Origin of the sequence: Salinivibrio sp. IB868 (assembly GCF_001995655.1) — a bacterium.
Lineage (GTDB): Bacteria > Pseudomonadota > Gammaproteobacteria > Enterobacterales > Vibrionaceae > Salinivibrio > Salinivibrio siamensis.
This window is the reverse complement of sequence record NZ_MUEW01000006.1, coordinates 62,267-86,702: the sequence shown is the minus strand read 5'-3', so window position 1 is coordinate 86,702 and position 24,436 is coordinate 62,267. Positions and strand designations below refer to the sequence as shown.

Annotated in this window: 26 protein-coding genes and 1 tRNA gene; 10 read left to right on the top strand and 17 right to left on the bottom strand. The window is 49.3% G+C overall.

Features of this window, described 5'->3' with window-relative positions; genetic code table 11:
• Nucleotides 1–105: 105 nt before the first annotated feature.
• Nucleotides 106–489, top strand: a complete 384-nt coding sequence (locus BZG20_RS08285) for a DUF2061 domain-containing protein (protein ID WP_077578686.1) — start codon at nucleotides 106–108, stop codon at nucleotides 487–489.
• Between the two features lie 63 nt (nucleotides 490–552).
• Here BZG20_RS08285 and BZG20_RS08280 read toward each other — a convergent pair whose 3' ends face one another.
• On the bottom strand, nucleotides 553–1,554 hold the full coding sequence (locus BZG20_RS08280; RefSeq protein WP_077578685.1) for a M48 family metallopeptidase: 1,002 nt from the start codon (nucleotides 1,552–1,554) through the stop codon (nucleotides 553–555).
• Complete coding sequence (locus BZG20_RS08275; protein ID WP_077578684.1) at nucleotides 1,551–2,681, bottom strand: YjgN family protein; 1,131 nt, start codon at nucleotides 2,679–2,681, stop codon at nucleotides 1,551–1,553. Before BZG20_RS08275 ends, BZG20_RS08280 begins: the two co-directional genes overlap by 4 nt.
• A gap of 295 nt (nucleotides 2,682–2,976) precedes the next feature.
• Between BZG20_RS08275 and BZG20_RS08270 the strand changes: the two genes are divergently transcribed.
• Nucleotides 2,977–3,501: a GNAT family N-acetyltransferase gene (locus tag BZG20_RS08270; RefSeq protein WP_077578683.1), complete on the top strand. Its 525-nt coding sequence runs from the start codon at nucleotides 2,977–2,979 to the stop codon at nucleotides 3,499–3,501.
• A 69-nt stretch (nucleotides 3,502–3,570) separates the two neighbouring features.
• On the opposite strand, the gene rraB is transcribed toward BZG20_RS08270, so the two are convergent.
• Nucleotides 3,571–3,951, bottom strand: coding sequence for a ribonuclease E inhibitor RraB (rraB, locus tag BZG20_RS08265; protein ID WP_077578682.1), 381 nt, complete (start codon nucleotides 3,949–3,951; stop codon nucleotides 3,571–3,573).
• A gap of 327 nt (nucleotides 3,952–4,278) precedes the next feature.
• Between rraB and arcA the strand changes: the two genes are divergently transcribed.
• The 5 genes from arcA to BZG20_RS08235 all read left to right on the top strand — a co-directional run bounded on the left by arcA (nucleotide 4,279) and on the right by BZG20_RS08235 (nucleotide 11,128).
• Nucleotides 4,279–5,499 carry an arginine deiminase gene (gene arcA, locus BZG20_RS08260; protein WP_077578681.1) on the top strand — a complete coding sequence of 407 codons (1,221 nt, stop codon included), beginning with the start codon at nucleotides 4,279–4,281 and terminating at the stop codon, nucleotides 5,497–5,499.
• Nucleotides 5,500–5,727: 228 nt separating this feature from the next.
• Complete coding sequence (locus tag BZG20_RS08255; protein WP_077578680.1) at nucleotides 5,728–6,858, top strand: DUF3103 family protein; 1,131 nt, start codon at nucleotides 5,728–5,730, stop codon at nucleotides 6,856–6,858.
• A gap of 2,002 nt (nucleotides 6,859–8,860) precedes the next feature.
• On the top strand, nucleotides 8,861–10,120 hold the full coding sequence (locus BZG20_RS08245) for a hypothetical protein (RefSeq protein WP_198531471.1): 1,260 nt from the start codon (nucleotides 8,861–8,863) through the stop codon (nucleotides 10,118–10,120).
• Nucleotides 10,121–10,122: 2 nt separating this feature from the next.
• Nucleotides 10,123–10,467, top strand: coding sequence for a hypothetical protein (locus tag BZG20_RS08240; RefSeq protein WP_077578677.1), 345 nt, complete (start codon nucleotides 10,123–10,125; stop codon nucleotides 10,465–10,467).
• A gap of 331 nt (nucleotides 10,468–10,798) precedes the next feature.
• Nucleotides 10,799–11,128: a hypothetical protein gene (locus BZG20_RS08235; protein WP_077578676.1), complete on the top strand. Its 330-nt coding sequence runs from the start codon at nucleotides 10,799–10,801 to the stop codon at nucleotides 11,126–11,128.
• Between the two features lie 259 nt (nucleotides 11,129–11,387).
• On the opposite strand, the gene BZG20_RS08230 is transcribed toward BZG20_RS08235, so the two are convergent.
• The 6 genes from BZG20_RS08230 to BZG20_RS08205 all read right to left on the bottom strand — a co-directional run bounded on the left by BZG20_RS08230 (nucleotide 11,388) and on the right by BZG20_RS08205 (nucleotide 14,831).
• Nucleotides 11,388–11,753 carry a hypothetical protein gene (locus BZG20_RS08230; protein ID WP_077578675.1) on the bottom strand — a complete coding sequence of 122 codons (366 nt, stop codon included), beginning with the start codon at nucleotides 11,751–11,753 and terminating at the stop codon, nucleotides 11,388–11,390.
• Nucleotides 11,754–11,818: 65 nt separating this feature from the next.
• Nucleotides 11,819–12,310, bottom strand: coding sequence for a hypothetical protein (locus tag BZG20_RS08225; protein ID WP_077578674.1), 492 nt, complete (start codon nucleotides 12,308–12,310; stop codon nucleotides 11,819–11,821).
• 17 nt (nucleotides 12,311–12,327) lie between these two features.
• Nucleotides 12,328–12,918: a hypothetical protein gene (locus BZG20_RS08220; RefSeq protein ID WP_077578673.1), complete on the bottom strand. Its 591-nt coding sequence runs from the start codon at nucleotides 12,916–12,918 to the stop codon at nucleotides 12,328–12,330.
• Between the two features lie 99 nt (nucleotides 12,919–13,017).
• Nucleotides 13,018–13,728, bottom strand: a complete 711-nt coding sequence (locus tag BZG20_RS08215) for a Cthe_2314 family HEPN domain-containing protein (RefSeq protein WP_241829525.1) — start codon at nucleotides 13,726–13,728, stop codon at nucleotides 13,018–13,020.
• A 654-nt stretch (nucleotides 13,729–14,382) separates the two neighbouring features.
• A tRNA-Ile gene (locus tag BZG20_RS08210) sits at nucleotides 14,383–14,458 on the bottom strand.
• Nucleotides 14,459–14,612: 154 nt separating this feature from the next.
• Nucleotides 14,613–14,831: a hypothetical protein gene (locus BZG20_RS08205; protein WP_131825349.1), complete on the bottom strand. Its 219-nt coding sequence runs from the start codon at nucleotides 14,829–14,831 to the stop codon at nucleotides 14,613–14,615.
• Nucleotides 14,832–15,151: 320 nt separating this feature from the next.
• Here BZG20_RS08205 and argF point away from each other — a divergent pair, with 320 nt between their 5' ends.
• From argF to pyrI, 3 genes are all read left to right on the top strand, one after another.
• Nucleotides 15,152–16,159 (top strand): ornithine carbamoyltransferase, encoded by a 1,008-nt coding sequence (gene argF / locus BZG20_RS08200; RefSeq protein ID WP_046073936.1) that lies wholly within the window; start codon nucleotides 15,152–15,154, stop codon nucleotides 16,157–16,159.
• 214 nt (nucleotides 16,160–16,373) lie between these two features.
• Nucleotides 16,374–17,318 carry an aspartate carbamoyltransferase gene (gene pyrB / locus BZG20_RS08195; RefSeq protein WP_046073935.1) on the top strand — a complete coding sequence of 315 codons (945 nt, stop codon included), beginning with the start codon at nucleotides 16,374–16,376 and terminating at the stop codon, nucleotides 17,316–17,318.
• Entirely contained in the window at nucleotides 17,315–17,782 is a 468-nt protein-coding gene (gene pyrI, locus BZG20_RS08190) for an aspartate carbamoyltransferase regulatory subunit (protein ID WP_077578672.1), read from the top strand. The genes pyrB and pyrI overlap by 4 nt, the downstream gene beginning before the upstream one ends.
• Before the next feature lie 151 nt (nucleotides 17,783–17,933).
• Here pyrI and sspB read toward each other — a convergent pair whose 3' ends face one another.
• From sspB to zapE, 8 genes are all read right to left on the bottom strand, one after another.
• Nucleotides 17,934–18,461, bottom strand: coding sequence for a ClpXP protease specificity-enhancing factor (gene sspB / locus BZG20_RS08185; protein ID WP_077578671.1), 528 nt, complete (start codon nucleotides 18,459–18,461; stop codon nucleotides 17,934–17,936).
• Nucleotides 18,461–19,099 (bottom strand): stringent starvation protein SspA, encoded by a 639-nt coding sequence (sspA, locus tag BZG20_RS08180; protein WP_046073932.1) that lies wholly within the window; start codon nucleotides 19,097–19,099, stop codon nucleotides 18,461–18,463. The genes sspB and sspA overlap by 1 nt, the downstream gene beginning before the upstream one ends.
• 87 nt (nucleotides 19,100–19,186) lie before the next feature.
• Nucleotides 19,187–19,924, bottom strand: coding sequence for a cytochrome c1 (locus BZG20_RS08175; protein WP_046073931.1), 738 nt, complete (start codon nucleotides 19,922–19,924; stop codon nucleotides 19,187–19,189).
• Entirely contained in the window at nucleotides 19,921–21,189 is a 1,269-nt protein-coding gene (locus BZG20_RS08170) for a cytochrome bc complex cytochrome b subunit (protein WP_046073930.1), read from the bottom strand. The genes BZG20_RS08175 and BZG20_RS08170 overlap by 4 nt, the downstream gene beginning before the upstream one ends.
• Nucleotides 21,189–21,779 carry a ubiquinol-cytochrome c reductase iron-sulfur subunit gene (gene petA / locus BZG20_RS08165; RefSeq protein WP_046073929.1) on the bottom strand — a complete coding sequence of 197 codons (591 nt, stop codon included), beginning with the start codon at nucleotides 21,777–21,779 and terminating at the stop codon, nucleotides 21,189–21,191. The genes BZG20_RS08170 and petA overlap by 1 nt, the downstream gene beginning before the upstream one ends.
• 378 nt (nucleotides 21,780–22,157) lie before the next feature.
• On the bottom strand, nucleotides 22,158–22,547 hold the full coding sequence (gene rpsI / locus BZG20_RS08160) for a 30S ribosomal protein S9 (protein WP_046073928.1): 390 nt from the start codon (nucleotides 22,545–22,547) through the stop codon (nucleotides 22,158–22,160).
• A 13-nt stretch (nucleotides 22,548–22,560) separates the two neighbouring features.
• Entirely contained in the window at nucleotides 22,561–22,989 is a 429-nt protein-coding gene (gene rplM / locus BZG20_RS08155; RefSeq protein ID WP_046073927.1) for a 50S ribosomal protein L13, read from the bottom strand.
• Between the two features lie 278 nt (nucleotides 22,990–23,267).
• Nucleotides 23,268–24,374, bottom strand: coding sequence for a cell division protein ZapE (zapE, locus tag BZG20_RS08150; RefSeq protein WP_077578670.1), 1,107 nt, complete (start codon nucleotides 24,372–24,374; stop codon nucleotides 23,268–23,270).
• Nucleotides 24,375–24,436 lie beyond the last annotated feature (62 nt).

The window sequence follows — 24,436 nt, the reverse complement described above, 5'->3', positions numbered from 1 at the left end:
TTCGCCTCTATGTAAAGGATAGTGAGAACCGTTTTTATTTATCGACAGTCTCTGTGCATACTGTCAGTGTTGATTAAACGCGTGTTGCCAATAAGGAGCTACACCATGAAGAAGACACTCAGTTTTGCTGCTATCCACTTTTCTATCGCCTTTACCGTCGCCTATGTGCTGACCGGCGATATCATCATTGGCAGCCTGATTGCGATGACCGAACCCACCGTCAATACCGGCGCGTTTTATCTTCATGAAAAACTCTGGCAGCTTAGCCGCCAAGCGCGCCCCGCGGTCAAAACGGCCAGCTTTGCGGTCGTACACTTTAACGTTGCCTTTTTGGTGGGCTATTTAATCAGTGGCAATTGGTTGGTCGGTGGCGCACTGGCGCTGGTTGAGCCAAGCATCAACACCTTGGCGTACTTCTTCCATGAAAAGGTGTGGCAGCGTCGCCATGCGGTAAAACCGGCACCGCTTCACTTGGGGCATCATCATTAAAAAAACCACCGGCACGCTGAAGGTGCCGATGGGTTTTTATTGTTTACGCTTGCTCACGAGCATTTAACGCGCGCTTTCAATCGCCTCAATCCGCGCTTTCATGCCAGGGTGCGTACTTAACCACTCTAGCTGTTTACCCGTATTATTTGCCTCACCGAGCCGCTCAAACATCACCTTCATCGCATTCGCATTCCCATAGATAGCCGTCATATGTTGCTGGGCATACGCATCGGCTTCTCGCTCATCGTCGCGTGAGTAGCCTTGCGTCAGCAAAAACACGCCACCTCCCAATAAGTTGTCAGCTAACCCCGTGCCTTCACCGGTTAGCAAGGCAACGGTGGTCGAGATCAGGGCGGCACGCACCAGGGACTTCAGCGAGTGTTGGTATGCCAAATGCCCCATCTCGTGCAACAAGATGCTATTCAGTTGTGCGGGGGTATCCGCTAGCGCGACAAGCGCATCGGTCACAATAATAGTGCCATCAGAGAGTGCTAACGCATTCGCAGTGCTTTCCCACTGCCGAAACTCGAGCCTTGGCTCAACAGGAAGCGTCGGCAACTGCCCGACCAAAGCGTCAAACTGTTGCTGCACCTGCACCTGCGTTGCCTGACTCAACTCAGTCGGCGCTAGCATATGCTCATCCAAGGTCTCCTGAGTTTGCTGACCAATCTGGCGGGAGACCTCATCAGGCACCCAGGGCACCAAGCTACGACTCAGAGCAGGCAAACCATGGCTAAACAGCAGCACCACCAATAACACGACCACCAGCAAGCTTGCCAGAATCGCTAACTTGTGCTGCTCCAACCAATGCAACCACTTTCCGCGCCGCGAAGGTCCAAGCGCAGTGGCCAGAGACTGACTCTCATCAGGGGTGAATGTTTGCCCGTCAGGAAAGGTCAGTACCAATGGCAGATTCCCCACCGGTACCGACACATCCATGTCTGCAAGTGGCCAAGCATGTTCACCCTGCTCAGTGGTGATATACACATGGCGATCAGCCAGCGTTAGCTCAGCATCGAGCTTTGTCGCACTGTGGGGAGGGTGATAGATGCCTCGCCAACTCATCCAATACCTACACCTAAATCAAAGGCATTAGCCACCTCGTCAGCCACGGCATTGTTATTGGTCACCGCCTCGCCTTCAGCGTGCAGCTGAGACAAATCACCGATAACAAAGGTCACATTGGCAAGATAGGCCGCAGTGCGCACTTTTACCCATGGTGTGGCAATACCAATGGTGACAATCAGCAACGCCAAGTTCGTCATCAGTAAGTACAAAAGCCCCCCCACTGTCATGCGAGACGCCAATTGATAGGCAGGGCTATCGCCGATTTCGACTTGACCAAAGAGATAGTTGCGGATCCTAGTACGAATAAAAGCGTTAATAATGATGACCGTCAGCGCTAAGAATAGGTAGGCGCCGATGATTAGTAACTGGAAGCTGCCGCTGCTTGGCGATGTGAAGGCACTGACATCGGTTCCCATCACAATGGCCACTGCGATCCCAGCCACCGCCGAAAGGCCAAACCAAATAAGGCCGGCTTGCAGATAGGTTTTGGCAAATATTTTCCAGCTTACCTCAGCCTTAAATTGTTGATTTCCATAGGTAGTGTGATTGAGGTAATAACGTGCTACTTGCGAGGCAATCCATGCATAAGACAAAAAGCCAACCACAATGGCAAGTAAAAGGAGTGTGATGCCTAAGCCAAAATGGCCACCAGTCAGTTGCGAGCCGCCAAAGAACGACACCACGCCTATGCTGAGGTAGCACAATACCGGCAGCCCCAAGAAAACCAGGTACGCGGTTGACAGTTTGCCCGTAAAGTCGAACCGAACATTACGGTAGCTGGTCATTCTGGCATCAAAGCGCATATTGTTGCGAATTAACCAGGGCATCAAGGCTACCCCTATCGCTAGCAAAGCCAGTGATGCAATGGGGAAAAGCTGATTAGCAATCACCCAAACCAATACACACACCGCTGCGATAATCCGGCCAATCAAAATTTGTTTAGGTAAGGCGTGATAGCCAAAACGATCGCCCGCAATGTCTGTATTACCGTAAAAATATTGATTGGTTCGTACTTTTGCCCATGCTGAGTAAATCCCCAAAGTCACACAAGACAACAATATATTTACAATCCATATGCCGAAGAACTCTTTCCCCTGACCATGAAATTTAACCTGATTTTCCATTCACTTATCTCTTAATCAATAATAAATGCTAATTAACATTACAACGTCCAAAAAACCGGCAGGAATTATGGCACAAGCTTGAGTGTTTTGGTTAAAAAAATAGACAGAAATACAACCAATATCCCGCAACGGGGGGAGAACAAGAGAGCACTGAAAAAATAACACAAGGCAATCTTAAGAATGAGGCGGAATAATAAAAGACGACCATAAACGCATCTTGCTGCGGCGGCACTCAGTTGTGAAAAGCCATCTGGTGAGGTAATTTATTGATACATATATAATTCGGAGTGTATTCATGGCCCAGGATAGGCCCCAAGACTTACACGAGCCAAGCTCACACGCACCTTTAACCGTGCGTGTAATGACACCAAACGATAACCCTGCGATTGCCGATGTGATTCGTCGCGTCTCTGCCGAGCATGGTCTCAGTGCCGATGCCGGGTTTAGCGTCGCTGATCCCACCCTTGACTGCCTTAGCGAGCAATATACGCACCCGCAAGCGGCCTATTGGGTGATTGAAGCCGATGGGGAGATCCTCGGCGGTGGCGGTATTGCCCCTTTGCCTGGACACGATAGCGTATGCGAGCTGCAAAAAATGTATTTTTTGCCAGCACTGCGAGGCAAAGGGATGGCGAAACAATTAGCGATTCAGGCGATGGAAACAGCGCGTGCATGGGGCTATCAACGCTGTTATCTCGAGACCACCGCCAACCTCACCGCCGCCATTGCCTTGTATCAATCACTCGGCTTTACCCCGTGTGCGCGCATGGGCAACACCGGTCACGATAGCTGTGAAGTCACCATGATAAAGACGCTCTAACCCCACTAGGCACAAAAAAAGCCACGTTAACGTGGCTTTAATCAGTATGTTTTATTCGGCGATCGCGCGTTACTCGCTCTCGGGAGCGTCGTCTTCATCCGATTCGAAGTAAGTGCCCCAGCCGTCGTAATCAATGTTGTGCTTATCAGCTAACGCCACCAACTTTTCAACTTGCTCATCAATGCGCTCAGCATTCAAGGCCGTTTCCATCACTGCATCAAAGCAAACAATAGTGCCGCCCTCTTCCAGCTCAAGCTCTTCAGCCTCGGCCACTTCAAAGCCCATTTTAAAGGCTTCTACCGCCGCATCTTCCAGCGCTTCAAAGGTATCGGCACACAGATGGTGCTCAATGGTATACAGCGCATCAGGATCACTGCCATCGGCGAGAAGCTCCTCGATGATCATCCGCGTTTCTTGGTGTTGTTGTTCGATAAGTTCAGCCTGTGACATAGACGCGACTCCAGAAAATGAATACGGGCGCAATATGGCACGGTTTAGCAAAAAATGCCACGTTCCATCACTGTGTCATTGATGAGAAAACCGCCAAGTTAATGAAATTTCTGTGACCTTGTTAGTCCGGCGAGATTGTTAGTGATTTGTAACATTGACCTCCCCCGAGAAGGTTGTCATTATTCGAGCATCCAAGGAGGAGATGAGACACGCCCACCCTGTGCAAACGGCCTGCATTCCCACCTAACCGGTGAGCACACCTCCCGTGTGTGTAAAGCGCTGTTTGTCTCATTACCTGGCCCGTATTAAGGAAAAAGAGGACCTACCATGAGTGAGTTTTACGTTGGATCCGAAGTTGGGCAACTGAAGCGTGTACTGCTTCACCGCCCTGAACGAGCGTTGAACCACCTGACGCCATCTAACTGCCATGAACTGCTGTTTGATGATGTATTGGCCGTTGAGCGCGCAGGCGAAGAGCATGATATGTTCGCCCGCACACTGACCGACCAAGGCGTACACGTTTACCTACTTCACGATTTACTGGTCGAAACCCTCGCGGTGCCAGAAGCCAAGCAATGGCTGCTCGACACCCAACTCAATCAATATCGTCTCGGTTATCAGTTCGCCAGTGATGTACGCGCTTATATGGCGGACATTGACCACAACACCCTGGCTGACATTTTACTTGGCGGTTTAAGCTATATCGACTTGCCCGTGCAATCATCCTCGATGATGCAGGCCATGCACGATAAGACCGACTTTGTGATTGAGCCGCTGCCTAACCACCTATTTACCCGCGACACCTCGTGCTGGGTGTATGGCGGCGTATCACTCAACCCCATGGCCAAGTCGGCGCGCCAACGTGAAACCAACCACCTACGTGCCATTTACCGCTGGCACCCTGAATTTGCCGATAACCCGTTTATTAATTACCTCGGCGATGAAGTACGTGACTACGACAACGCCATGATTGAAGGCGGCGATGTGCTAGTTATTGGCCGCGGCGCGGTGTTAATTGGTATGTCCGAGCGCACCACCCCACAAGGGGTTGAGCAGCTGGCACGCAGCCTGCTGTTTAGTGGCCAAGCCAAAGAAGTGATTGCCGTGCAACTGCCGAAAAACCGCTCGTGCATGCACCTAGATACGGTGATGACCCACATGGACGTGCATACCTTCTCGGTTTACCCCACTGTGATGCGCCCCGACTTGCCATGCTGGCGCCTAACTCGCAAAGGCGAAGACAGCCTTAACGTGGAAGCGCAGTCTTGCTACCTTACCGCGATTGAAAAAGCGCTCGACGTTGGCCCGCTGAACATCATTACCACCGGCGGTGACAGCTATGCTGCCGAGCGCGAACAATGGAACGATGCCAACAACGTGCTCACGGTCAAACCTGGGGTGGTGATTGGTTATGAAGGCAACACCTACACCAATGAGAAATACGACAAAGCCGGAATCAAGGTGCTCTCGATCCCGGGCGACCAGCTGGGTCGTGGTCGCGGTGGCGCGCGCTGTATGAGCTGCCCGCTTGAACGCGACGGCATTTAACCTCACGCCTTTTCGCTTTAACGCCCGGCCACTTGGCCGGGCGTTTTTTTGCCACTCGCACACCTTGGTACCAAAAGTGACACATTTCATACTGCGGTTACGCCTTTTTTATGAACTCGCCTCACATCACATTATTTTCTAAATAGCATTATTTCTCATTTACGTCGCATGATGGCCTTAGTCAGCATCCGCTGGCGTCAGTTGGAAACACAACAAAAAGGAAACGCGATGAAGAAAAATACGCTCATTGCCCTATTATTGGCTGGCATCACCCAAGCTTTGACTCCCGCTTTTGCGACCAATGCCGATAATTCAGTGGTTGATATTAAACGCGACACCGCCAAACAACTTAGCCAAGATTATGCGCTATTAGCGCCTGTGCTCCACCGTAGCATTAATGCCTATGGCCTGAATGCGTCGCTACAAAGTCTCACCCAAACGCGCGCACATCAGCTTAATGATCAACTGCGCGCGGCCGACCGCGCCTTGCGAGAGGCACAAGGGGTCGAAGAGGTCGCCGAACAGTTGCTTGAAGTGCGTCTGGCAGACCCCAGCATGCTCGCACGCTGGCAAGCTGGCCAAGCCCCACTGTTTGCCTTTGAGCCAGCAGGCGATGATAAAACCTGGACCCAGATTGAAGCCTACGACACCAACGGCAAGGTGCACTGGCTAGACGTTCATCAGTTGCCTGACCGCCCTATTTTGGTGGTGGATGCCAATGGTGAAGCCTCACTTAAAGCTGGCCTAGAAGTGATGCGCCGCACCCTGGCCGAGCAAGCCCCAGCGCCCCGTACGCGTCGTCACGCGCCAATGATGGCACAAGGGCCGGCCGAGCCCATTGACACCACAGTGCTCAAATCAATCCGCCTTGAAGACGACCAAGAGCCTTGGATCTCCGGCGCAGCCGAGGTATACGCTATTGTCACCGGCGTGAACCCCAGCCGTGACGAGCCCACGCTCGATATTGTCGATATGCCCTATTTGGATTACGACCAAACCACCTATCATCCTAATCAAGTGATGATCCACTGGGAGCGTTATCGCTGGGGCGCGGCGGACGTGATCTTGATGGAGCAAGACGACGGCACCAACTACAAAGAATTGGCCTTGAAACTTAACGAGGTGGCGAGCGACATCATTGCCGCCATTCCAGATTTAGAGGTGCAAGCCTATGGCGTGATCACCAAGATCACCGGCAAAATCATTGAAGCCATCCCCGACGGCTGGCTCACCAACGATGATGACTTTGTCGATGTGTACTACACCCTACTCAAAGACCGCGAATACCGCGACCACCCCAGCGCCGGCGGCAACACCACCGCCACCTGGGAACCACTGACCATCGAACCGACAGAATAATCTTGGACTGGGGATAGAAAGCCAAAACGCAGCCATGGGGCTGCGTTTCTTGTGTCTGTTTTTTATTTTGCTGTTTCCACGCTCCGGCGTGGGAATGCATACGAGACTTGAACCATGAACTGAAATCGTTACAAAATCATCAAGCCGAACTTGTCGAGTGTGATTACTTGATTTTGCTGAACGGATCCCTGTTCTCACGCGCTCTAACAGCGTGGCCAATATTAGTTGGCTACTACAATGACAAAATTTAGACATCGATGGTGCCGTTGGCGTAGGTGACACAAGCCCCTGCAAGATGCCAACTATGATGCATTATGCCACCTGGGCGCCTGTCACGTTTGGCGCCAAATTTAACATCGAAGTTAATCTTTAGCTTTAATGTCCGATGGCGCCGTGCAACGGGCGCGCGGCGGAAATCACACCAAGCTTGCGCGATCGAGAGGCGCTTATGCCGACCTACACGTACTTTAACGTCGGTGGTCTTACTCGTTCCCACACTCCCGCGTGGGAATGCATATGGCGTTTGAACCAAGCCAGAAGCGTGACAAAACCATCAGGCCGCAATTATCGAATTTGGTTGCTCTGATTCTGCTGAACGGATCTCTGCTCTTACACGCTCTAATACCGTGGCCAATATTAGTTGGCTACTACAATGACAAAATTTAGACATCGATAGTGCCATTGGCGTAGGTGACACAAGCCCCTGCAAGATGCCAACTATGATGCATTATGCCACCTGGGCGCCTGTCACGTTTGGCGCCAAATTTAAATCTTTGGCTTTAATGTCGGATAGCGCGCGGCGGAAATCACACCAAGCTTGCGCGATCGAGAAGGCGCTTATGCCGACCTACGCGTACTTTAACGTCGGTGGTCTTACTCGTTCCCACGCTCCCGCGTGGGAATGCATACGAAACTCGAAACCTGAACAGTAGTCGTGACAAAACTATCGAACCGTACTTGTCGAATTTGGTTGCTTTGATTCTGCTGAACGGATCTCTGTTCTTACACGCTCTAACATCGTGGCCAATCTTAGTTGGTCACTACAATGACAAAATTTAGACATCGATGGTGCCATTGGCGTAGGTGACACAAGCCCCTGCAAGATGTCAACTATGATGCATTATGCCACCTGGGCGCCAGTTGCACTGCGCCTGTTACGATTGGCGCCAAATTTAACATCGAAGTTAATCTTTGGCTTTAATGTCCGATGGCGCCGTGCAACGGGCGCGCGGCGGAAATCACACCAAGCTGCGCGATCGAGAAGGCGCTTATGCCGACCTACGCGTACTTTAACGTCGGTGGTCTTACTCGTTCCCACGCTCCCGCGTGGGAATGCATACGGAGTTCGAACTATGGGCAGAAGCCATTACAAAACCATCAAGCCGCAATTATCGAATTTGGTTGCTCTGCCTTTGCTGAACGGATCTCTGTTCTTACACGCTCTAACACCGTGGCCAATTTGGGGCAGCCACAACACTTCTCCACATTTATTGCAATACAGAGCATATTGCAATACAGAGCATCATTATAAATCGTCCACATGTGTATGCGCCGTAGCTTTGGCAAATTATTAAAGGCCCGATCAATAAATCTATTGGAGCCACTTCACGGTTTGGTCAGAGTTAACCTAACGATGACAACAAAAGTATCCAAAAATCTAGCTTGCTGAGTAGAATGCATCGCCATGATTCTTGATTGGCGGACAATGCGGTGGGTTACAAAATAGTTCGACTGACTGAACTTATGACGTATGAGTTCGGTCAAGCAGAGGGGGATATTGAGGCGCTTCTAAGAGGCGTTTTTGATAGGGATGTTGACCATTTAACATATGTCCAAAATATTACGCACCAATTTATCGTCTCTGTAATGATACGATGCGCATATTCATTTCAACTGCGTGGAAAGTGATATGAGCTTACCCGATATCTTTGACCCTTCTAAGCCTCATCGGTGTCCTTTGATGCATCCTAACCCGTCAGTGTGTCGTTGTACGAGTTGTGAGATGGCTAGGCAATCGGCCGCGTCAAAGGCGGCAGTAGAAAGCGCGACGGCTAGAAATTTTGCGCCCACCGGCTCGTTGATGCCAGTAAAAAACGAGGTAAAGGAGCCCGTCGCCACCAAAGAATCTCCCAGAGAAAAAGTTGAAAGACAGCGTAGAGAGCGGCTTCAAGAACGAGAAAAGGAATGGCAACAGCTTCAAAATAAAGTCAGCTTTGAGCTAGGTTGGATGCAATCACCGGTTACTCAATCACAATCTGCCTTGTGGGACAGTCTTTTTACCTCTGAAACCACCGCAGAGCAAAAGCAAACCATCAAGCAGTGTAATGCACACCTCAATGAGCCTGTGCGTCAGGGTGAGATTGTTTTACTGCCAACAACGAAACCAGAAAAACAACACGAGCAGGAGTTACTCGATAAGTGGATAGAAGAAGCCAAGATCGCCAGTGCTGAATTAGGCAAACTTCTGGATGAGGAAGTGGTCACGCTTAACCGTCACTTTGAGCTTTTTTCTCATCAACTAGATGAAAGAATCCGTAATGATGGATTGCCAACGGATTATTACGCTCAAGTGGCGACAGGCGTTGGGGCAACGTCTGCGCTTGTCCAACAAAACTTAAAGAACATTCAAAATGTCCTGTTAGAGATTAATACTCTTTATGCTTCTCAAGTCGCTATGGCGAGCCGTACTGGAGGCATGAATTACGGCGCATTTGTTGCTGACCGTGTGGCGTTGTTTAAAAAGCTTGATGGCTCTTTTGCAATACTCTCCAAGCGTAACGTTCAGCTCCCTGTTTACACGCAAATCAAGCGTAATCTAAAACTCTCCACGAAGTCCGTCATTCATAATGCGGATGAAATATTAAAAACAGGCTTTGTGAAAGAGTTGGGCAAGCGTATTGGCAATATAGCGATAGGGATTTCCGCCGCTAGAGGTTTGGGGTATGTCGGGCTAGTGCTCGGTTTTGCCAGTGGTGTGGATAATGTCTATGAGGCGTGCAAGGTCGATGGAGCGGGAGACTTTGGTCAGACAATAACCCGTGAAGCTGGTGGGTTTATTGGTGGTATATATGGAGGAGGAGTTGGTGGTGCAGCGATGACTTCTGGTGTATTACTTGTTCTAGGAGTTGTCGGTGTAACTTCTGCCCCTGTACTTGCCATTGCTGCAATCGGTTCTTTTGTTGTTGGTGGTGCTATTGGTGGTATCGCTGGAGCAACTGCTAGCAAATGGTTTGTAGATGAAATGTATGCTTGGAGTTCTTAATTATGATTAAGGATGTAGCATTTTTTTTCTTTTACTATGCCATTGTTTGGTCGGTTCCTGGAGCAATTATGAGTGCAATGGTTTCTTTAGGTGACCCTCAAAGAATCGTTTTTATAGACAACCAACTCTCTAAGAATGTGGATAAATTGCATGCTAATAGAATGTGTATGCTTTCTGCTTATATCGGCACAAGGTTATTCCATTATTGGGTAAAATACCCATTCATTCGTAAGCGTGCAAAAACTAACTCCATTAAGTTTAAAGTGTTTATGTGGGTTAATGCACTAGGTATGTGGAGTTACATTTTATCTTTTGTGTTAATGGTGATTGGTAAGTATTTAACTTAAATGATGGTTGGCGTAACCGCATAAGATCCTGTTCTGGCGGTTGCCGGTGGTTTGGTTAGTGGCGTAGCTCTGAGGAATCCTCTGATGATTTAGATAAAAATCGTCAGGGGATTCCTCAGAGCTCAACTGCGACAGCATCAGATTCCAGTTTCGTATCAGTGTGTCAACTTGCGTAACAACCAGAAAGTCATACTTTTTATTATATTAAATCCTTAAAAAAACCGAGGTTAATATATAAAGCCGCATTCCCAGCAGTGTTGAAGAGCATGTAATTAAAGGGCGATTCAATGACTTTAGTGTTGGCTCTATTTTTTAGGGAGAGGGAGCTGGGATGTTAGATATGAAACAATGTGTGGGTGTGTTTTTTTTGGTGTGGATGTTCGTCTATTTTTACCACCTTATCATTTACTCTTTAGGGGATAAGAAGCACGTTAATGACTTAGTTGATAACTTAGCTAAAAACCCAGAAAAATTTAAGAGAAAAAACAATATTGCCATGGTTAGCATAGGCGCTGGTGGTGTATTTTCGTACTTCTGTCTAGTTTATCCATTTGTTAGACATAGGCGAAGGAACAAAAAAACCCTTAACGATATGTTCATGATGTTGAATTGGTTGTTTTTTATGGCAGGTATTTATATTTATTTTTTCGCGGAAGTATAAAAACTAGCCAGAGAGTGTTCATGGTTATGTGTCTCCGATTCATCACAGAGCCACATAATCGTCGATACGTACTTAGAAGTGCCTATTAAGACCTCTAATCAGATGGCCAAACTCACCGATACCTCTACACACGCTGAAAAATGTCATAGGCAGCGCCTACCTATGCGCATTCGAGCTATTTACTTAATAAAGCAACGGGCTTGTTCAACATCCAAATAAGGTGTCGGCTGCGCGACACTTATTCCTATTTGTTATGTAATTAGCCAGAGGCTTCCTGTTTGAGTAATTTATCTAAGAACCTCTGGGTTTTCATATACCACAAGACAAAACCTGCAATCGACAGCAGTATCCCAGCAAACAATAAAACTGTGGCGCGGTGGTCATAAGCCTCTGACATCACCAACTTCTCTTGTGCCGCTAATAATTTCGCTTTCGCTATTTCCAACTCAGAGCTATCAGCTACGACTACCTTTAACGTTGCTTGCTCGATCCTCAATTCAGATATTGTCGCTTGAATATTCGTTATTGCCATGTACTTAAATACTGCACTACAAATAATAATTACCAACCCAAATAAAGCCATGAATTTATACAAGTTATCTGTTGGTAGGTTCTGAGATATCATAAATCACTCCACTTACATAACGCCTAAATCAGCCGATCGTTTTTTGCGTCGGCTGCATTTTATTGTTAGGGAGATTTAGCACTGAAACCACAATCATTTCTATCAATAGTGAAATCATCAATAAGCACTCCGTCATTTCCTGAATATGAATAAGTATATTTTCCACCGTACTGTAGTGACGGCTTCATTTCTTTGCTTGAGCAAACACTGCTCATTACGGAAGGAAGCACGTCAGATTGTATTACCCCAGAGTCAATATCACTTGAAGCATAATTCGGAAGTGTATAGTGATAAGTAAGCAATGCGCCTGGGCCGGCACTAGCCCCGTCCATGCGAGTTTCCTCATCGACCATTGTTGGAGCAGCGTCATTTATCTGCTTTGCCGCAACTTCAAAGCCTTCGGCTAACTTGGCCATGATTTCTTGTTCTGTTGGCTTAGATGGAGAGAATGCTGCCTTTCCTACCTCCTTGCCAACTTGACTACCAATGCCAGAAAAGACAAGAACGACAATAAGGCCAATGATACCCCCTAAAATTGAAAGCAACTTTTTAATCATATCTTCTCCCTAACGCCTCAATCAGCCGACGCTTTAGCAGTCGGCTGCATTGACTTGTTAGAAATCATTTCATGCATTTGTGATTCTACCTTGGTAAGAATAGATACCAACATCTCCTTCGATGCCCCATCTTCTATACCATTGAGAATTTCATTCTTCTTATCATTCGGCATAAAAACCAATGTTTTTACTAGCGTCCCCAGAATCGGAGACAACAAATTGGTAGTAACTTCCTCAGCCATCTCAATCGATTTTTTTGAAACACGCTCTAGGTTTTCTATTCGTTCATCTTTTTCCCTAAGCTGGCGTTCTATTTCTTCTTCCAGCTTCCCTCGCTCCTCCTTCTGCTCCAAATCAACTTCCTTACGAATTAGTTTCTCTAACTTTTCCGGAGAGAAAGACTCTGAGTATTTAATTGCGGTATCCACAACCTTACTCTGACTATCTATCGCTGTGGACTGCTGAAGAACGATTCCTTTCGTTTCATTGAGGACTTTCTCCTGATGCTCTATTCGGTCTACTAAGACTTTGTTTTTGTTTTTCTGGTAGAAGAAAATTCCTAGAAGAATTGCGGTATTGATTAATGGTATTAAATTCTGTACTTCCATGAACTCTCCTAGATTTCTAACGCCGAACAGCACGCGCGGTTACGAAATGGAGGCGAAGCCGCAATGTAGTAACCGTCGCAGTGACTGTGATTGTTATGTTCATTGTGCACGCTGATCGTAAACTATCTGCGCGTCATCCAAAAACCCAAAGACCGCGCCCGCAATGCTTTCAGAGTTCTTTGTAAACTCCTCCATTTTATCAGCGAGGAACGAAGCAGCGGCATCGGTTACGTGACTCTCATTTAACCCAATTGAGTCTAGTCTCCCACTCAGTATTTTCTTCGCTTTGAGTGCCGTATCCACCCAATCAAGCCGATCGTCATTATAGCTATCATGATGAACTACAGAATTTCTCTCGAGACGATAAACCTCACATGTCTTTTTCACTCTTTTGATTGCTTCTTTTAATCCTGCCTGCTCCACCTTCCGGTTGGTCAAAATAGAGTTATGATTTACATGCTCTTTGGCCATCTGAATATCACAGAGATAATTCACAAACATTAGAACCCTGTCATAAACCGACTTGCTTCGAATCAAGTAGTTTTCAACATGAAACTCAATGTATTCAGCGAGCTGATGATCATTTTGGCAATAACGGTATGACTGCCGAATACAGTCTTCGGCAATTTTCAGCTTGTCTTGCGCGATCCGAATGGTCTTGCATGACTTCCAGCAATCAACATGGTACTGCTGAATATCGTCTAGCGCCTCATTCTTGGTGTGAGTCTCAAGGTCTCTAAGGAACGAATAAAATATCGGGTGACTCAAAATTTGACCTCTTGCCAAACATAACATTGTATTAGTGCGCACGCACGATTTCCCAAAATCGTTATCCGCACCATTTTCTACCTAACAGACTGATCCCAGGCGGATTTTTACTCTTTAATCGACACTGCTCTTCCGCTAAAGTGTGCATGCCGCCTATCACTACTCAGGTATTCACACTATCCGCAAGCGTGAGTCTGTAAACGACTGACTAATAGGATCTTTTTGTCATCCGTTCTGGGATAGTGTGAATTTGTCACGGATAAACGCGCACACTATTGGGTATCTCTGACCGATAAGCTGGTTAGGCATCCAGTGTTTAGCCATGCTACCGCCGATCAGTTGTCGGCACCTAACACGCCATCGAGTTGGTAGATTTGAAGCTAGTGTATCAAGGGCTGTTTTGGTTTTCGTGCGCTATTGTCCAAAGTGTTAGATAAACCATATTTTGTGAGATGGGTACAAGAAGTTACCTAGGCGCAACGGATAAATCATTTTAGTGGGCGTTTGTATCAGCCAGGGAAAAGAGGACTGCTAGCAGGATCGGAGTGTTGAGCATCTCTCAGTGTTACCCCGCTGATTTTTTCTAATGCGAAAACGGGAGTTGTACCCGTTCCTTGTTTGACTAAGTGTTTGACTAAAAATCGGCAGGTACAAAAAAGGCGTAGTAGGTACTAACCTGCTACGCCTTGCTATAACTGGTGGCCCCTCCCAGACTTGAACTGGGGACCAATCGATTATGAGTCGACTGCTCTAACCACTGAGCTAAGGGGCCGAATGGAATGGGATTATAGGGGAAGGCTCACAGGGTGTCTAGCTGTAAGGGGGGCGAATTCAGTATGCTTTTTGAGCACTTAGCGTGTTGCGGGATAAACAAGCGCCGCCAATGTGGCGGCACTCACGCTTTGCTTGCTTAGGAGGTTACCGCCTTATTGCATGGCGGGGTCTTGGCTGTCTTCTGCCGGCCAGGTGCTGTTGTCATCTTCTGGCATTGGCTGCGTGTCGCAATCCGTGCCGCCGTCTGGGCAGGTTACCACGGGTTGGTCGCCTTGTGGTTGGCTGGCTTCGTTGGCCATCGCGGGGCCGGCGAGGCCAACCATCATCATGAGTGCGCTAAGAGTCAGTGCTTTGTTTTGTGTTTTCATCATGTTCTCCTTCCTAGTATTGTCGTTTGCCCTTGAGGACATAAACACTATCTCGTACTCATCGCGCGGCCCTGTCATTCTCTCGCTATAAGGCGGTAAAAGGATTGTCTAGTTTGTCGCCAACTTATCAGCATTGTCAGCGCTTGATTAAATCCCTCCTTCGCGGTCAGAAAACCATCAAAACGGTGTGTTATTGGTCAATTCATGGCCTTTACGCTCGGTTTTGTCGCTTGCATCTTGCTGGCACGCGCTTTACCATCAAAGAATAATTAAACACAAATATCGATTTAATATTCAATTTAGCGCGTTATTTAGGGATAGATATGAAAAGCGACCTCTACCAGCAATCACTGCTCACCTTACTCGACTTGTCACCTCAGCAAATCCACGATCTGGTTGATGATGCCGCTGCACTAAAAGCGGCAAAAGCCTGTGGTGAGGAAACCCCACAGCTCACGGGCAAAAACATTGCGCTGATTTTTGAGAAAACGTCGACCCGTACCCGCTGTGCCTTTGAGGTGGCAGCGTTTGACCAAGGCGCACAGGTCAGCTACCTCGGCCCTAGCGGCAGCCAGATTGGCCATAAAGAAACCATGAAAGACACCGCGCGGGTGTTAGGGAGAATGTACGATGGCATTCAATACCGTGGCTTTGGCCAAGAGGTGGTCGAGACGCTCGCCGCACATGCCGGGGTGCCGGTGTGGAATGGCTTAACGGATGATTTTCATCCCACCCAAGTGTTGGCCGATCTGCTCACCATGCAAGAGCACAGCGACAAGCCGCTTAATCAAATCGCGTTTGCGTATGTGGGGGATGCGCGCAACAACATGGGTAATTCGCTATTGGTCGGCGCGGCGAAAATGGGGATGGATCTGCGCCTGATTGGCCCCAAAGCCTACTGGCCTGAGGCCGATTTGATTGCCGCATGCCAAGATATCGCCGCCAATACGGGCGCGACGCTCACCTTAACCGAAGACACCGCAGCGGTGAACGGTTGTGATTTTGTGTATACCGATATCTGGGTGTCGATGGGTGAACCCGAATCGGCCTGGGCGCAGCGTGTGGCTGATCTCACCCCTTATCAGGTGAATCCAAGCTTGATGGCCGCCACCGCGAATCCACACGCTAAGTTTATGCACTGTTTGCCTGCCTTCCATAACGATGAGACCGGTGTGGGTAAACAAATTGCCGATCAATACGGGCTCAATGGGCTGGAGGTGACCGACGCGGTGTTCGAATCTGAGCAGTCGATCGTCTTTGATCAGGCAGAGAACCGACTGCATACCATCAAGGCTGTGATGGTTGCCACACTCGTCAACGCAAGCACGTAAACGATTGCACTTTTGCTTGCACGACATAAATAGGGGCGTATAATTCGGCCAGATTTCACTACACGGCCAGAAGTTATGTTGGTTATTCCACCCACAAACAGCGATTTATCCGCCCCATTGCGGGACGGTATCCGCATTGGTCGTGATCGTAAAAACCTCCGTTTCGGAGGTTTTTTTTTGCCTGTAGCACACTGCAAAGAAAGGGACTCGCGTTATGGCCAATACGCTTTATAACAAACATATTATTTCCATTCCCGAGCTCAGCCGCGACGAGCTGGAGTTAATCGTCGCCACGGCGGGCGAGCTTAAAGCGCGCCCTAACCCGACGCTGTTGAAGAATAAAGTGATTGCCAGCTGCTTTTTTGAGGCGTCGACACGTACGCGCTTGTCGTTTGAAACCGCGATTCAACGTCTTGGCGGCTCGGTGATCGGCTTTCCCGACGGTGGCAATACCTCGTCAGGCAAAAAAGGCGAAACGTTGGCCGACTCGGTACGGGTGATTTCCTCGTATGTCGATGGCTTTGTGATGCGCCACCCAAAAGAAGGTGCCGCGCGGTTAGCCTCGGAGTTCTCTGAAGGTGTGCCGGTGGTGAACGGCGGTGATGGCGCTAACCAGCACCCAACCCAAACCCTGCTCGACCTGTTCTCGATTTACGAAACCCAAGGTCGGCTCGATAACCTCAATATTGCCATGGTAGGCGATCTGAAGTATGGCCGTACCGTGCATTCGCTGACGCAAGCCTTGTCAAAGTTCGAGGGGAACCGCTTTTTCTATATCGCCCCAGATGCGCTGGCGATGCCAGAGTACTTGCTCGATGAACTGACTGCCGCGGGCCACCCGTATAGCCTGCACAGCAGCATCACCGATGTGGTGCCTGAATTGGATGTGTTGTATATGACGCGGGTGCAAAAAGAGCGCTTTGATGAATCAGAATACGCGCACATTAAAGCGGCGTTCATTTTAAATGCGGCCATGTTGCGTGATGCCAAACCCAACATGAAGGTGATGCATCCCCTGCCCCGTGTGGATGAAATTACTGTGGATGTCGATAAAACCCCGCACGCCTATTACTTTGAGCAAGCCGAGAACGGCGTCTATGCCCGAGAGGCCCTGCTGGCACTGGTGTTAAACGAACAGGTTGAAGGAGTTGCAAAATGAGCACGGATAACAAACTACAAGTTGAAGCCATCTGTCACGGCACGGTGATCGATCATATCCCGGCGCATATTGGCTTTAAGATCTTAAACCTGTTTCAAATGCACGGCAGCGATCAGCGGATCACCATTGGCCTGAATCTGCCCTCATCGGCGTTGGGCAGCAAAGATCTGATCAAAATCGAGAACGTGGTGATCAGCGAAGATCAGGCCAGTCAACTCGCGCTGTATGCGCCACAGGCAACCGTCAATCAAATCGAAGACTATCAAGTGGTGGCCAAGCTGCCATTGACCTTGCCGGAAGTGATTCAAGGCATATTCCGCTGCCCTAATTCGAATTGTATTACCCACGGTGAGCCGGCGGTGGATAGCTCGTTCCGCGTGCTGAGTGAAGCAGATGATGTGAAGCTACGCTGCAAATACTGTGAGAAGGTATTCTCACGCGAGATCATGACGGAGCGTCACTGATACCCCGCAGCGGATACAGGCGCCGGGAGGCGCCTTAGTTTCGCACCTGTGCGGCGAGCACAAGGTCTAGGCGTAAAGCCTAGGCATAAAAAAACCAGCACTTGGGTGCTGGTTTTTTGTGTCTCACTTTCAAGGAGAACTTGCGACGCGGTTATTTCACCACGGTCAGCGTCGGCTTGCCTTTTTTGCTTGGCGTGGCCGGCGTGTCGTCTTCGTCATCCGCTTGCGGCAGTGCTTCAGGATCGTCAACGCTGTCGACCGACACCAAAGACGGCTCGTCGTCGTCTTCTCCCTCGCTGGATGGGGCGGTTTGTTCAAACATCTCCTCATCATCAGCGTGGGCGTACGCTGGCTCCATATCAAACATGGTGCCCGCGCCATTTTCACGTGCGTAGATGGCGAGCACCGCCGCCATAGGCACCAGCACTTGCTGAGGCTTGCCGCCAAAGCGCGCGTTAAAACACACGTGCTCGTTGCTCAGCTCCAAGTTACCGACCGCACGTGGGGCGATATTGAGGACAATTTGTCCGTCTTTAACGTAATCAAACGGCACTTGTACGCCCGGCAAGGTCGCATCCACCACCATGTGAGGGGTGAGATCGTTATCTAATAACCAGTCGTAAAACGCACGCACTAAATACGGGCGGCGTGGTGTCATCGCAAATTCTGATGTAGACATTATTGACCTGTTAGTCGCATTTCACGTTCAGCTTCTGTCAGTGAGGCGAGAAACGAATCACGCTCAAACAGACGCGTCATGTAATCTTTTACTTGCTTCGCACCTGGGCCAGTTAGCTCAATGCCTAGTGCAGGCAAACGCCACAGCAGCGGCGCTAAATAGCAATCTACCAGGCTAAACTCTTCGCTTAAGAAGTAAGGATCTTCGGCGAATACTGGAGCCAGAGCCAGAAGCTCTTCACGCAGCTGCTTACGCGCTTTGTCGGCGTCGTCAGCACTGCCTTCCATAATTTGGTCAACCAAGGTATACCAGTTACGCTTGATGCGGTACATCATCAAACGGCTTTGTGCACGGGCAACAGGGTATACCGGCATCAATGGTGGGTGAGGGAAACGCTCATCCAAGTATTCCATGATGATATCCGCGTTGTACAACGCTAACTCACGGTCTACCAAGGTTGGAACAGAGTTATAAGGATTTAAGTCAACCAGATCTTCTGGCAGATTATTCGGATCCACCAGCTCGATTTCTACACTGACACCTTTCTCTGCGAGGACGATGCGTACCTGATGACTATAGAGATCAGATGCGTCAGAGAATAACGTCATCACCGAGCGTTTATTGGCAGCAACAGCCATCAACCCCTCCAGGATGTTCAATATCAATAGAAAGCAATGGGGACCTAAAGTCCCCATTGCGGATTAGCAACACACTAGATTAACCGATCAGTGCACATCGCGCCAATATTCTTTCTTGAGGAAGTACGCCAAAATCAAGAATACCACGAAGAAACCAATCACCCACCAGCCCAGTTGCTGGCGCTCTAGCTTCACCGGTTCCCCTGAATATTCAAGGAAGTTAACCAGATCGCGCACCGCATTATCGTACTCGCTGGCACTGAGTTCGCCGTTGCCGTCAGATTTGAGACCAACAAACTCTTCCACCGGCTCACCGTCCACCATACGTGTTTCGTACACTTTACGGGGTGTGCCTTGAAGCTCTTCGAGCACGTGTGGCATACCCACGTTCGGGAACACGGTATTGTTCACCCCAAATGGGCGCGATGGGTCGACGTAGAACGAACGTAAATAGGTATATAGCCAATCCACGCCACGCACACGTGCCACCAAGGTTAGATCGGGCGCAGGTGCACCGAAGTATTGCGCGCCCGCCTCTTGTGTCATGGCGTTTTTCATCAACTCGCCGTAATCGGCATTCTTATCGACAATCAGGTTATCTTCCATCAAGTCTTTAGGAATATTGAGATCTTCGGCCACACGCTGATAACGCTGATACTGCGTAGCATGGCAGCCAAAACAGTAGTTCATGAACAGTTTGGCGCCACGTTGCAATGAGGCTTTGTCCGTCAAATCATTGTTGGCTTCGTCCAAGTGGACATTACCACCGGCGGCCATCGCCAAAGAGGGCAACAGCGCGCACAAGATTACAATCCATTTTCTCATTTGAATGTCACCCTCTCTGGTAGCGGTTTCGTTGCCTCATTTTTGCTGTAGAAGAACAACAGCACGAAGAACATGAAGTAACAGAAGCTGAAGATCTGCGCCAGCAAGGTGTACGTTGGGGTTGCTGGCAACGCGCCCAGAATACCCAGAGCAATAAAGGCAATCACAAATTGGACGATGTTCGCCAAGTGCAGCTTGCTGCGGTAGCGGTATGAGCGCACACGGCAGCGGTCAAGCCACGGCAGGATGAACAGCATCACAATCGACGCGCCCATGGCAATAACACCAATTAGCTTGTCTGGGATCGCACGCAAAATCGCGTAGAACGGCGTGAAGTACCAAACAGGGGCAATGTGCTCAGGGGTCTTCAGCGGGTTAGCCGCTTCAAAGTTGGGTGGCTCAAGGAAATAACCGCCCATTTCGGGATTAAAGAAAATCACGTAGGCGAACAAGATGCCGAACACACCCACACCAATCAAGTCTTTCACTGTCCCGTAAGGGTGGAAAGGAATCGAATCAATGATCTTATATTTCTTGGTGTAATCCGGGTGGAACTTGAACTGTGACTGCTGGCCATCGTCATCTGCCTCACCTTTCGGTAATTTAGTGTCGATACCATCTGGGTTGTTTGAGCCCACTTCGTGCAGTGCAAGCACGTGCAATGCCACCAACAGCAAGAGCACAATCGGCAGTGCAATCACGTGGAGAGCAAAGAAACGGTTCAAGGTCGCGCCAGAGACAACGTAGTCACCACGAATCCACAGTGTTAGGTCATCACCAATCACTGGGATGGCCCCGAACAAGGAGATGATGACCTGTGCGCCCCAGTACGACATTTGTCCCCATGGCAGCAGATAGCCCATAAAGGCCTCAGCCATCAGCACCAGGAAGATCAGCATACCAAATAGCCATAACAGCTCACGTGGCTTTTGGTAGGAGCCGTAGATCAGGCCACGGAACATATGCAGGTAGACCACCACAAAGAAGGCCGAGGCCCCGGTGGAGTGCATATACCTCAAGAGCCAGCCGTACTCCACATCACGCATGATGTATTCAACAGACGCAAATGCGCCTTCCGCTGAAGGTACGTAGTTCATGGTTAGCCAAATCCCAGTAAGAATTTGGTTAACCAGAACCAGCATTGCGAGCACCCCAAACATATACCAGAAGTTGAAGTTCTTCGGCATGGGGTACTCAGTCATGTGTTTGCGATACGCATTCATCGCTGGAATGCGTTTCTCAACCCAGTTCAGCAAGTTTTCCATTACGCAGTCCCCTCATCTTGTCCCACGAGTACCCGTTTGTCGTCCAAGTACATGTAAGGTGGAACGACCAGGTTTAGTGGTGCAGGTACGCCTTGGAATACGCGTCCTGCCATGTCAAATTTGGAACCATGACACGGACAGAAGAACCCGGCTTTCACCCCACTCACTTGCTCACTGAAACTGTCAGGCAGGTAGGTTGGCGAACAACCTAGATGGGTACAGATACCAACCGCGACAAAAATTTCAGGTTTAATAGAGCGGGTCTGGTTGGCTGCGTATTCTGGCTGTTGCGGCTGTGCCGAACCGGGATCACGAAGCTGGTCCTCGAAGCTAGACAGCTCTTCGACGACCGCGTCACTACGACGCACGATCCATACAGGTTTTCCTCGCCACTCAACACGGATCATTTGTCCGTCTTGTAGCTTACTGATATCGACTTCGACAGGCGCGCCCGCCGCTTTGGCTTTCGCGCTTGGGTTCCAAGACTTAATAAAAGGTACGGCAACTGCTACGGCCCCTAAACCGCCAACAACTGACGTCGTCGCAGTCAGGAAACGGCGTCGGCCGGTATTCACTGGCGCATTGCTCATCCAACATTCTCCCATGTGCTCCCGCTTGGATTTTTATTGTGTCCTTTGCGTCCATGGAGCGTACGGCTTACTTAAAAACGAATATGTAATAACGGCTGACTGGGATCAGTTCGATTAAATCTTAGCTGCTATTACGTCGGCTAGATGATAGAGAAAACCCTACTTTTTGACAAGATAAAGCTACCTTTTTGTAACAAATGTGAGCGGTGTGCACAGAATTGAGGAAAGGGTAATAAAAATGTTGGAAAGTGAGTGCTTATACACTGTTTTGAAAGGAAATAAATGAGTATTGCACCCAAGAATGACGGATAAATTGATGGATAAAAAAAGCCTGGCGTTGCCACCAGGCTTTTGCAGCAAATCTGACTGGAACGTCGATTAACGCTTCGAGAACTGCGGGCTGCGACGTGCTTTGCGTAGACCCACTTTTTTACGCTCAACGCGACGAGCGTCACGCGTAACAAAGCCAGCTGCACGTAGCGCAGGACGTAGTGACTCGTCATACTCCATCAGGGCACGAGTGATGCCGTGACGGATTGCGCCAGCTTGACCAGAGATACCACCACCAGAAACGGTGATGTACAGGTCTAGCTTCTCGGTCATTTCTACCAGCTCAAGCGGCTGACGAACGACCATGCGAGCGGTTTCGCGACCGAAATAAGTCTCGAGAGAACGCTTGTTGATCTCGATGTTACCGCTGCCCGGCTTGATGAAGACACGCGCTGCGGAGCTTTTGCGACGGCCGGTGCCGTAGTATTGTTCTGCCATTGCTTTATTCCTCTTAGATGTCTAGTACTTGCGGTTGTTGTGCCGCGTGCTTGTGCTCAGAACCTGCGTAAACTTTCAGTTTACGGTACATAGCACGACCTAGAGGACCGCGTGGCAACATACCTTTAACGGCTTTTTCAATAACCAGTTCAGGTTTTTCCGCGATCAGTTTTTCAAAGCTGATTGACTTGATGCCACCAATGTAGCCAGTGTGGCTGTAGTACATCTTGTCAGACTTTTTGCGGCCAGTAACAGCCACTTTCTCAGCGTTGATAACAACGATGTAGTCACCGGTGTCAACGTGAGGAGTGTATTCTGGCTTGTGCTTGCCACGCAGACGCGTTGCAATTTCAGTGGCCAGACGGCCCAGCGTTTTGCCTTCAGCGTCTACAACGAACCAGTCGCGTTTTACAGTTTCTGGTTTAGCAACGAAAGTTTTCATGCTAATGATTACCCGATTAATAAGTTTCACTTCAGGAGCCTAAGCTCCCACTGTTAAGCGCCCATACATCACCCCTTCGAGTGGTGGTACACTCGGCCTAAGCCTTTCAACAGTAACGGTGGGTCGCGAGATTATAGGGAAGAGTGGAGAAAAAATCACCTCCTTTTGGCAAAAAAATTCGGTGGATTTTTTTCAGTTGGTGATTGTTTGGCTACTGCACACCATTGTGTTGCGGGACGCGCGCCGTTAGCGAGCTTGCGCCCCGCGTTCTATCCGATTTAGGGCAAATGCGGCAACGCAAGATAGTCATGGCTTTGCATCTCGATGAGGCGTGATTGGCAGCGCTTAAATTCAAACGCCAACCGTTCGCCTTGATAGAGGCTATCCATGGGTACCGCCGCCGAGATGATTAGCTTCACGCTACGCTCGTAAAACTCATCCACCAAGGCAATAAAGCGCCGTGCGGCGTCGTCTTGCGCCCCGGTTAGCTGAGGCATATCAGCCAGCAGCACCGTGTGGTAAAGGCGTGCCAGTTCCATATAGTCGGTTTGACTACGTGCCGATTGGCAAAGCTCAGCAAAACTAAAGTGCACCACGCCGTCGCCATTTTCGAGGGTTTGCAGCGGCCGATGATTCACTTCAATCACATCCTGTTTCACCCCGCCCTCGCCATTGAGCTTTTTAAAGTAGGCATGCATTTGCGCGGTGGCGGCGTCATCTAAAGGATGATGAAAGATCTCCGCTTGCTCTAGCGTGCGTAAGCGGTAATCAACCCCTGAGTCGACATTGACCACCTCACAATGCTGATTAATCAAGGCGATCGCAGGTAAAAAACGCGCACGTTGCAATCCATTCCAATAAAGCTCATCCGGCACGATGTTGGAGGTGGCCACTAGGGTAATACCACGCGCAAATAGGGCTTCCATTAAGGTGCCCAAAATCATCGCATCGGTGATGTCAGAGACAAAGAACTCATCAAAGCACAATACTCGGGTTTCTTGAGCAAACTTATCGGCGATTTGTGGCAGAGGGTCAACCTCGCCATCCAAGGTTTTGAGCTCTTGATGAACGCGATGCATAAAGCGGTGAAAGTGCATCCGCATCTTGTTCTCAAACGGCAAAGCGTGGAAAAACGTATCCATTAGGTAGGTTTTGCCGCGCCCCACCCCACCCCAGAAATATAAGCCTTTTACTGGGGTCACTGGCGCGGGTTCGCGCTTACGCCAAGGCAGCCAGCTGCGCTTTTCGGGCATGGTGGGGACAATGGGATTGGCGACCAAGCGATGGTAGAGATCATCGAGTTTCTCCACTGCCATACGCTGCGCCGGGTCTTCAATAAAATCGTTGTGGGTCAGATCGTTATTATAATGCTCGAGTGGCGTCATTCCGTGAAAGCCTCATTGGTTATCGCCTCGCACGCATAGTAACACGCCCCGTGAAAACGTCA

What these genes read in the sequence shown, in the direction of transcription:
- BZG20_RS08285 (WP_077578686.1), top strand. Translation starts at nt 106, where the DNA reads ATGAAGAAGACACTCAGTTTTGCTGCTATCCACTTTTCTATCGCCTTT.
- BZG20_RS08280 (WP_077578685.1), bottom strand. Translation starts at nt 1,554, where the DNA reads ATGAGTTGGCGAGGCATCTATCACCCTCCCCACAGTGCGACAAAGCTC.
- BZG20_RS08275 (WP_077578684.1), bottom strand. Translation starts at nt 2,681, where the DNA reads ATGGAAAATCAGGTTAAATTTCATGGTCAGGGGAAAGAGTTCTTCGGC.
- BZG20_RS08270 (WP_077578683.1), top strand. Translation starts at nt 2,977, where the DNA reads ATGGCCCAGGATAGGCCCCAAGACTTACACGAGCCAAGCTCACACGCA.
- rraB (WP_077578682.1), bottom strand. Translation starts at nt 3,951, where the DNA reads ATGTCACAGGCTGAACTTATCGAACAACAACACCAAGAAACGCGGATG.
- arcA (WP_077578681.1), top strand. Translation starts at nt 4,279, where the DNA reads ATGAGTGAGTTTTACGTTGGATCCGAAGTTGGGCAACTGAAGCGTGTA.
- BZG20_RS08255 (WP_077578680.1), top strand. Translation starts at nt 5,728, where the DNA reads ATGAAGAAAAATACGCTCATTGCCCTATTATTGGCTGGCATCACCCAA.
- BZG20_RS08245 (WP_198531471.1), top strand. Translation starts at nt 8,861, where the DNA reads ATGGCTAGGCAATCGGCCGCGTCAAAGGCGGCAGTAGAAAGCGCGACG.
- BZG20_RS08240 (WP_077578677.1), top strand. Translation starts at nt 10,123, where the DNA reads ATGATTAAGGATGTAGCATTTTTTTTCTTTTACTATGCCATTGTTTGG.
- BZG20_RS08235 (WP_077578676.1), top strand. Translation starts at nt 10,799, where the DNA reads ATGTTAGATATGAAACAATGTGTGGGTGTGTTTTTTTTGGTGTGGATG.
- BZG20_RS08230 (WP_077578675.1), bottom strand. Translation starts at nt 11,753, where the DNA reads ATGATATCTCAGAACCTACCAACAGATAACTTGTATAAATTCATGGCT.
- BZG20_RS08225 (WP_077578674.1), bottom strand. Translation starts at nt 12,310, where the DNA reads ATGATTAAAAAGTTGCTTTCAATTTTAGGGGGTATCATTGGCCTTATT.
- BZG20_RS08220 (WP_077578673.1), bottom strand. Translation starts at nt 12,918, where the DNA reads ATGGAAGTACAGAATTTAATACCATTAATCAATACCGCAATTCTTCTA.
- BZG20_RS08205 (WP_131825349.1), bottom strand. Translation starts at nt 14,831, where the DNA reads ATGATGAAAACACAAAACAAAGCACTGACTCTTAGCGCACTCATGATG.
- argF (WP_046073936.1), top strand. Translation starts at nt 15,152, where the DNA reads ATGAAAAGCGACCTCTACCAGCAATCACTGCTCACCTTACTCGACTTG.
- pyrB (WP_046073935.1), top strand. Translation starts at nt 16,374, where the DNA reads ATGGCCAATACGCTTTATAACAAACATATTATTTCCATTCCCGAGCTC.
- pyrI (WP_077578672.1), top strand. Translation starts at nt 17,315, where the DNA reads ATGAGCACGGATAACAAACTACAAGTTGAAGCCATCTGTCACGGCACG.
- sspB (WP_077578671.1), bottom strand. Translation starts at nt 18,461, where the DNA reads ATGTCTACATCAGAATTTGCGATGACACCACGCCGCCCGTATTTAGTG.
- sspA (WP_046073932.1), bottom strand. Translation starts at nt 19,099, where the DNA reads ATGGCTGTTGCTGCCAATAAACGCTCGGTGATGACGTTATTCTCTGAC.
- BZG20_RS08175 (WP_046073931.1), bottom strand. Translation starts at nt 19,924, where the DNA reads ATGAGAAAATGGATTGTAATCTTGTGCGCGCTGTTGCCCTCTTTGGCG.
- BZG20_RS08170 (WP_046073930.1), bottom strand. Translation starts at nt 21,189, where the DNA reads ATGGAAAACTTGCTGAACTGGGTTGAGAAACGCATTCCAGCGATGAAT.
- petA (WP_046073929.1), bottom strand. Translation starts at nt 21,779, where the DNA reads ATGAGCAATGCGCCAGTGAATACCGGCCGACGCCGTTTCCTGACTGCG.
- rpsI (WP_046073928.1), bottom strand. Translation starts at nt 22,547, where the DNA reads ATGGCAGAACAATACTACGGCACCGGCCGTCGCAAAAGCTCCGCAGCG.
- rplM (WP_046073927.1), bottom strand. Translation starts at nt 22,989, where the DNA reads ATGAAAACTTTCGTTGCTAAACCAGAAACTGTAAAACGCGACTGGTTC.
- zapE (WP_077578670.1), bottom strand. Translation starts at nt 24,374, where the DNA reads ATGACGCCACTCGAGCATTATAATAACGATCTGACCCACAACGATTTT.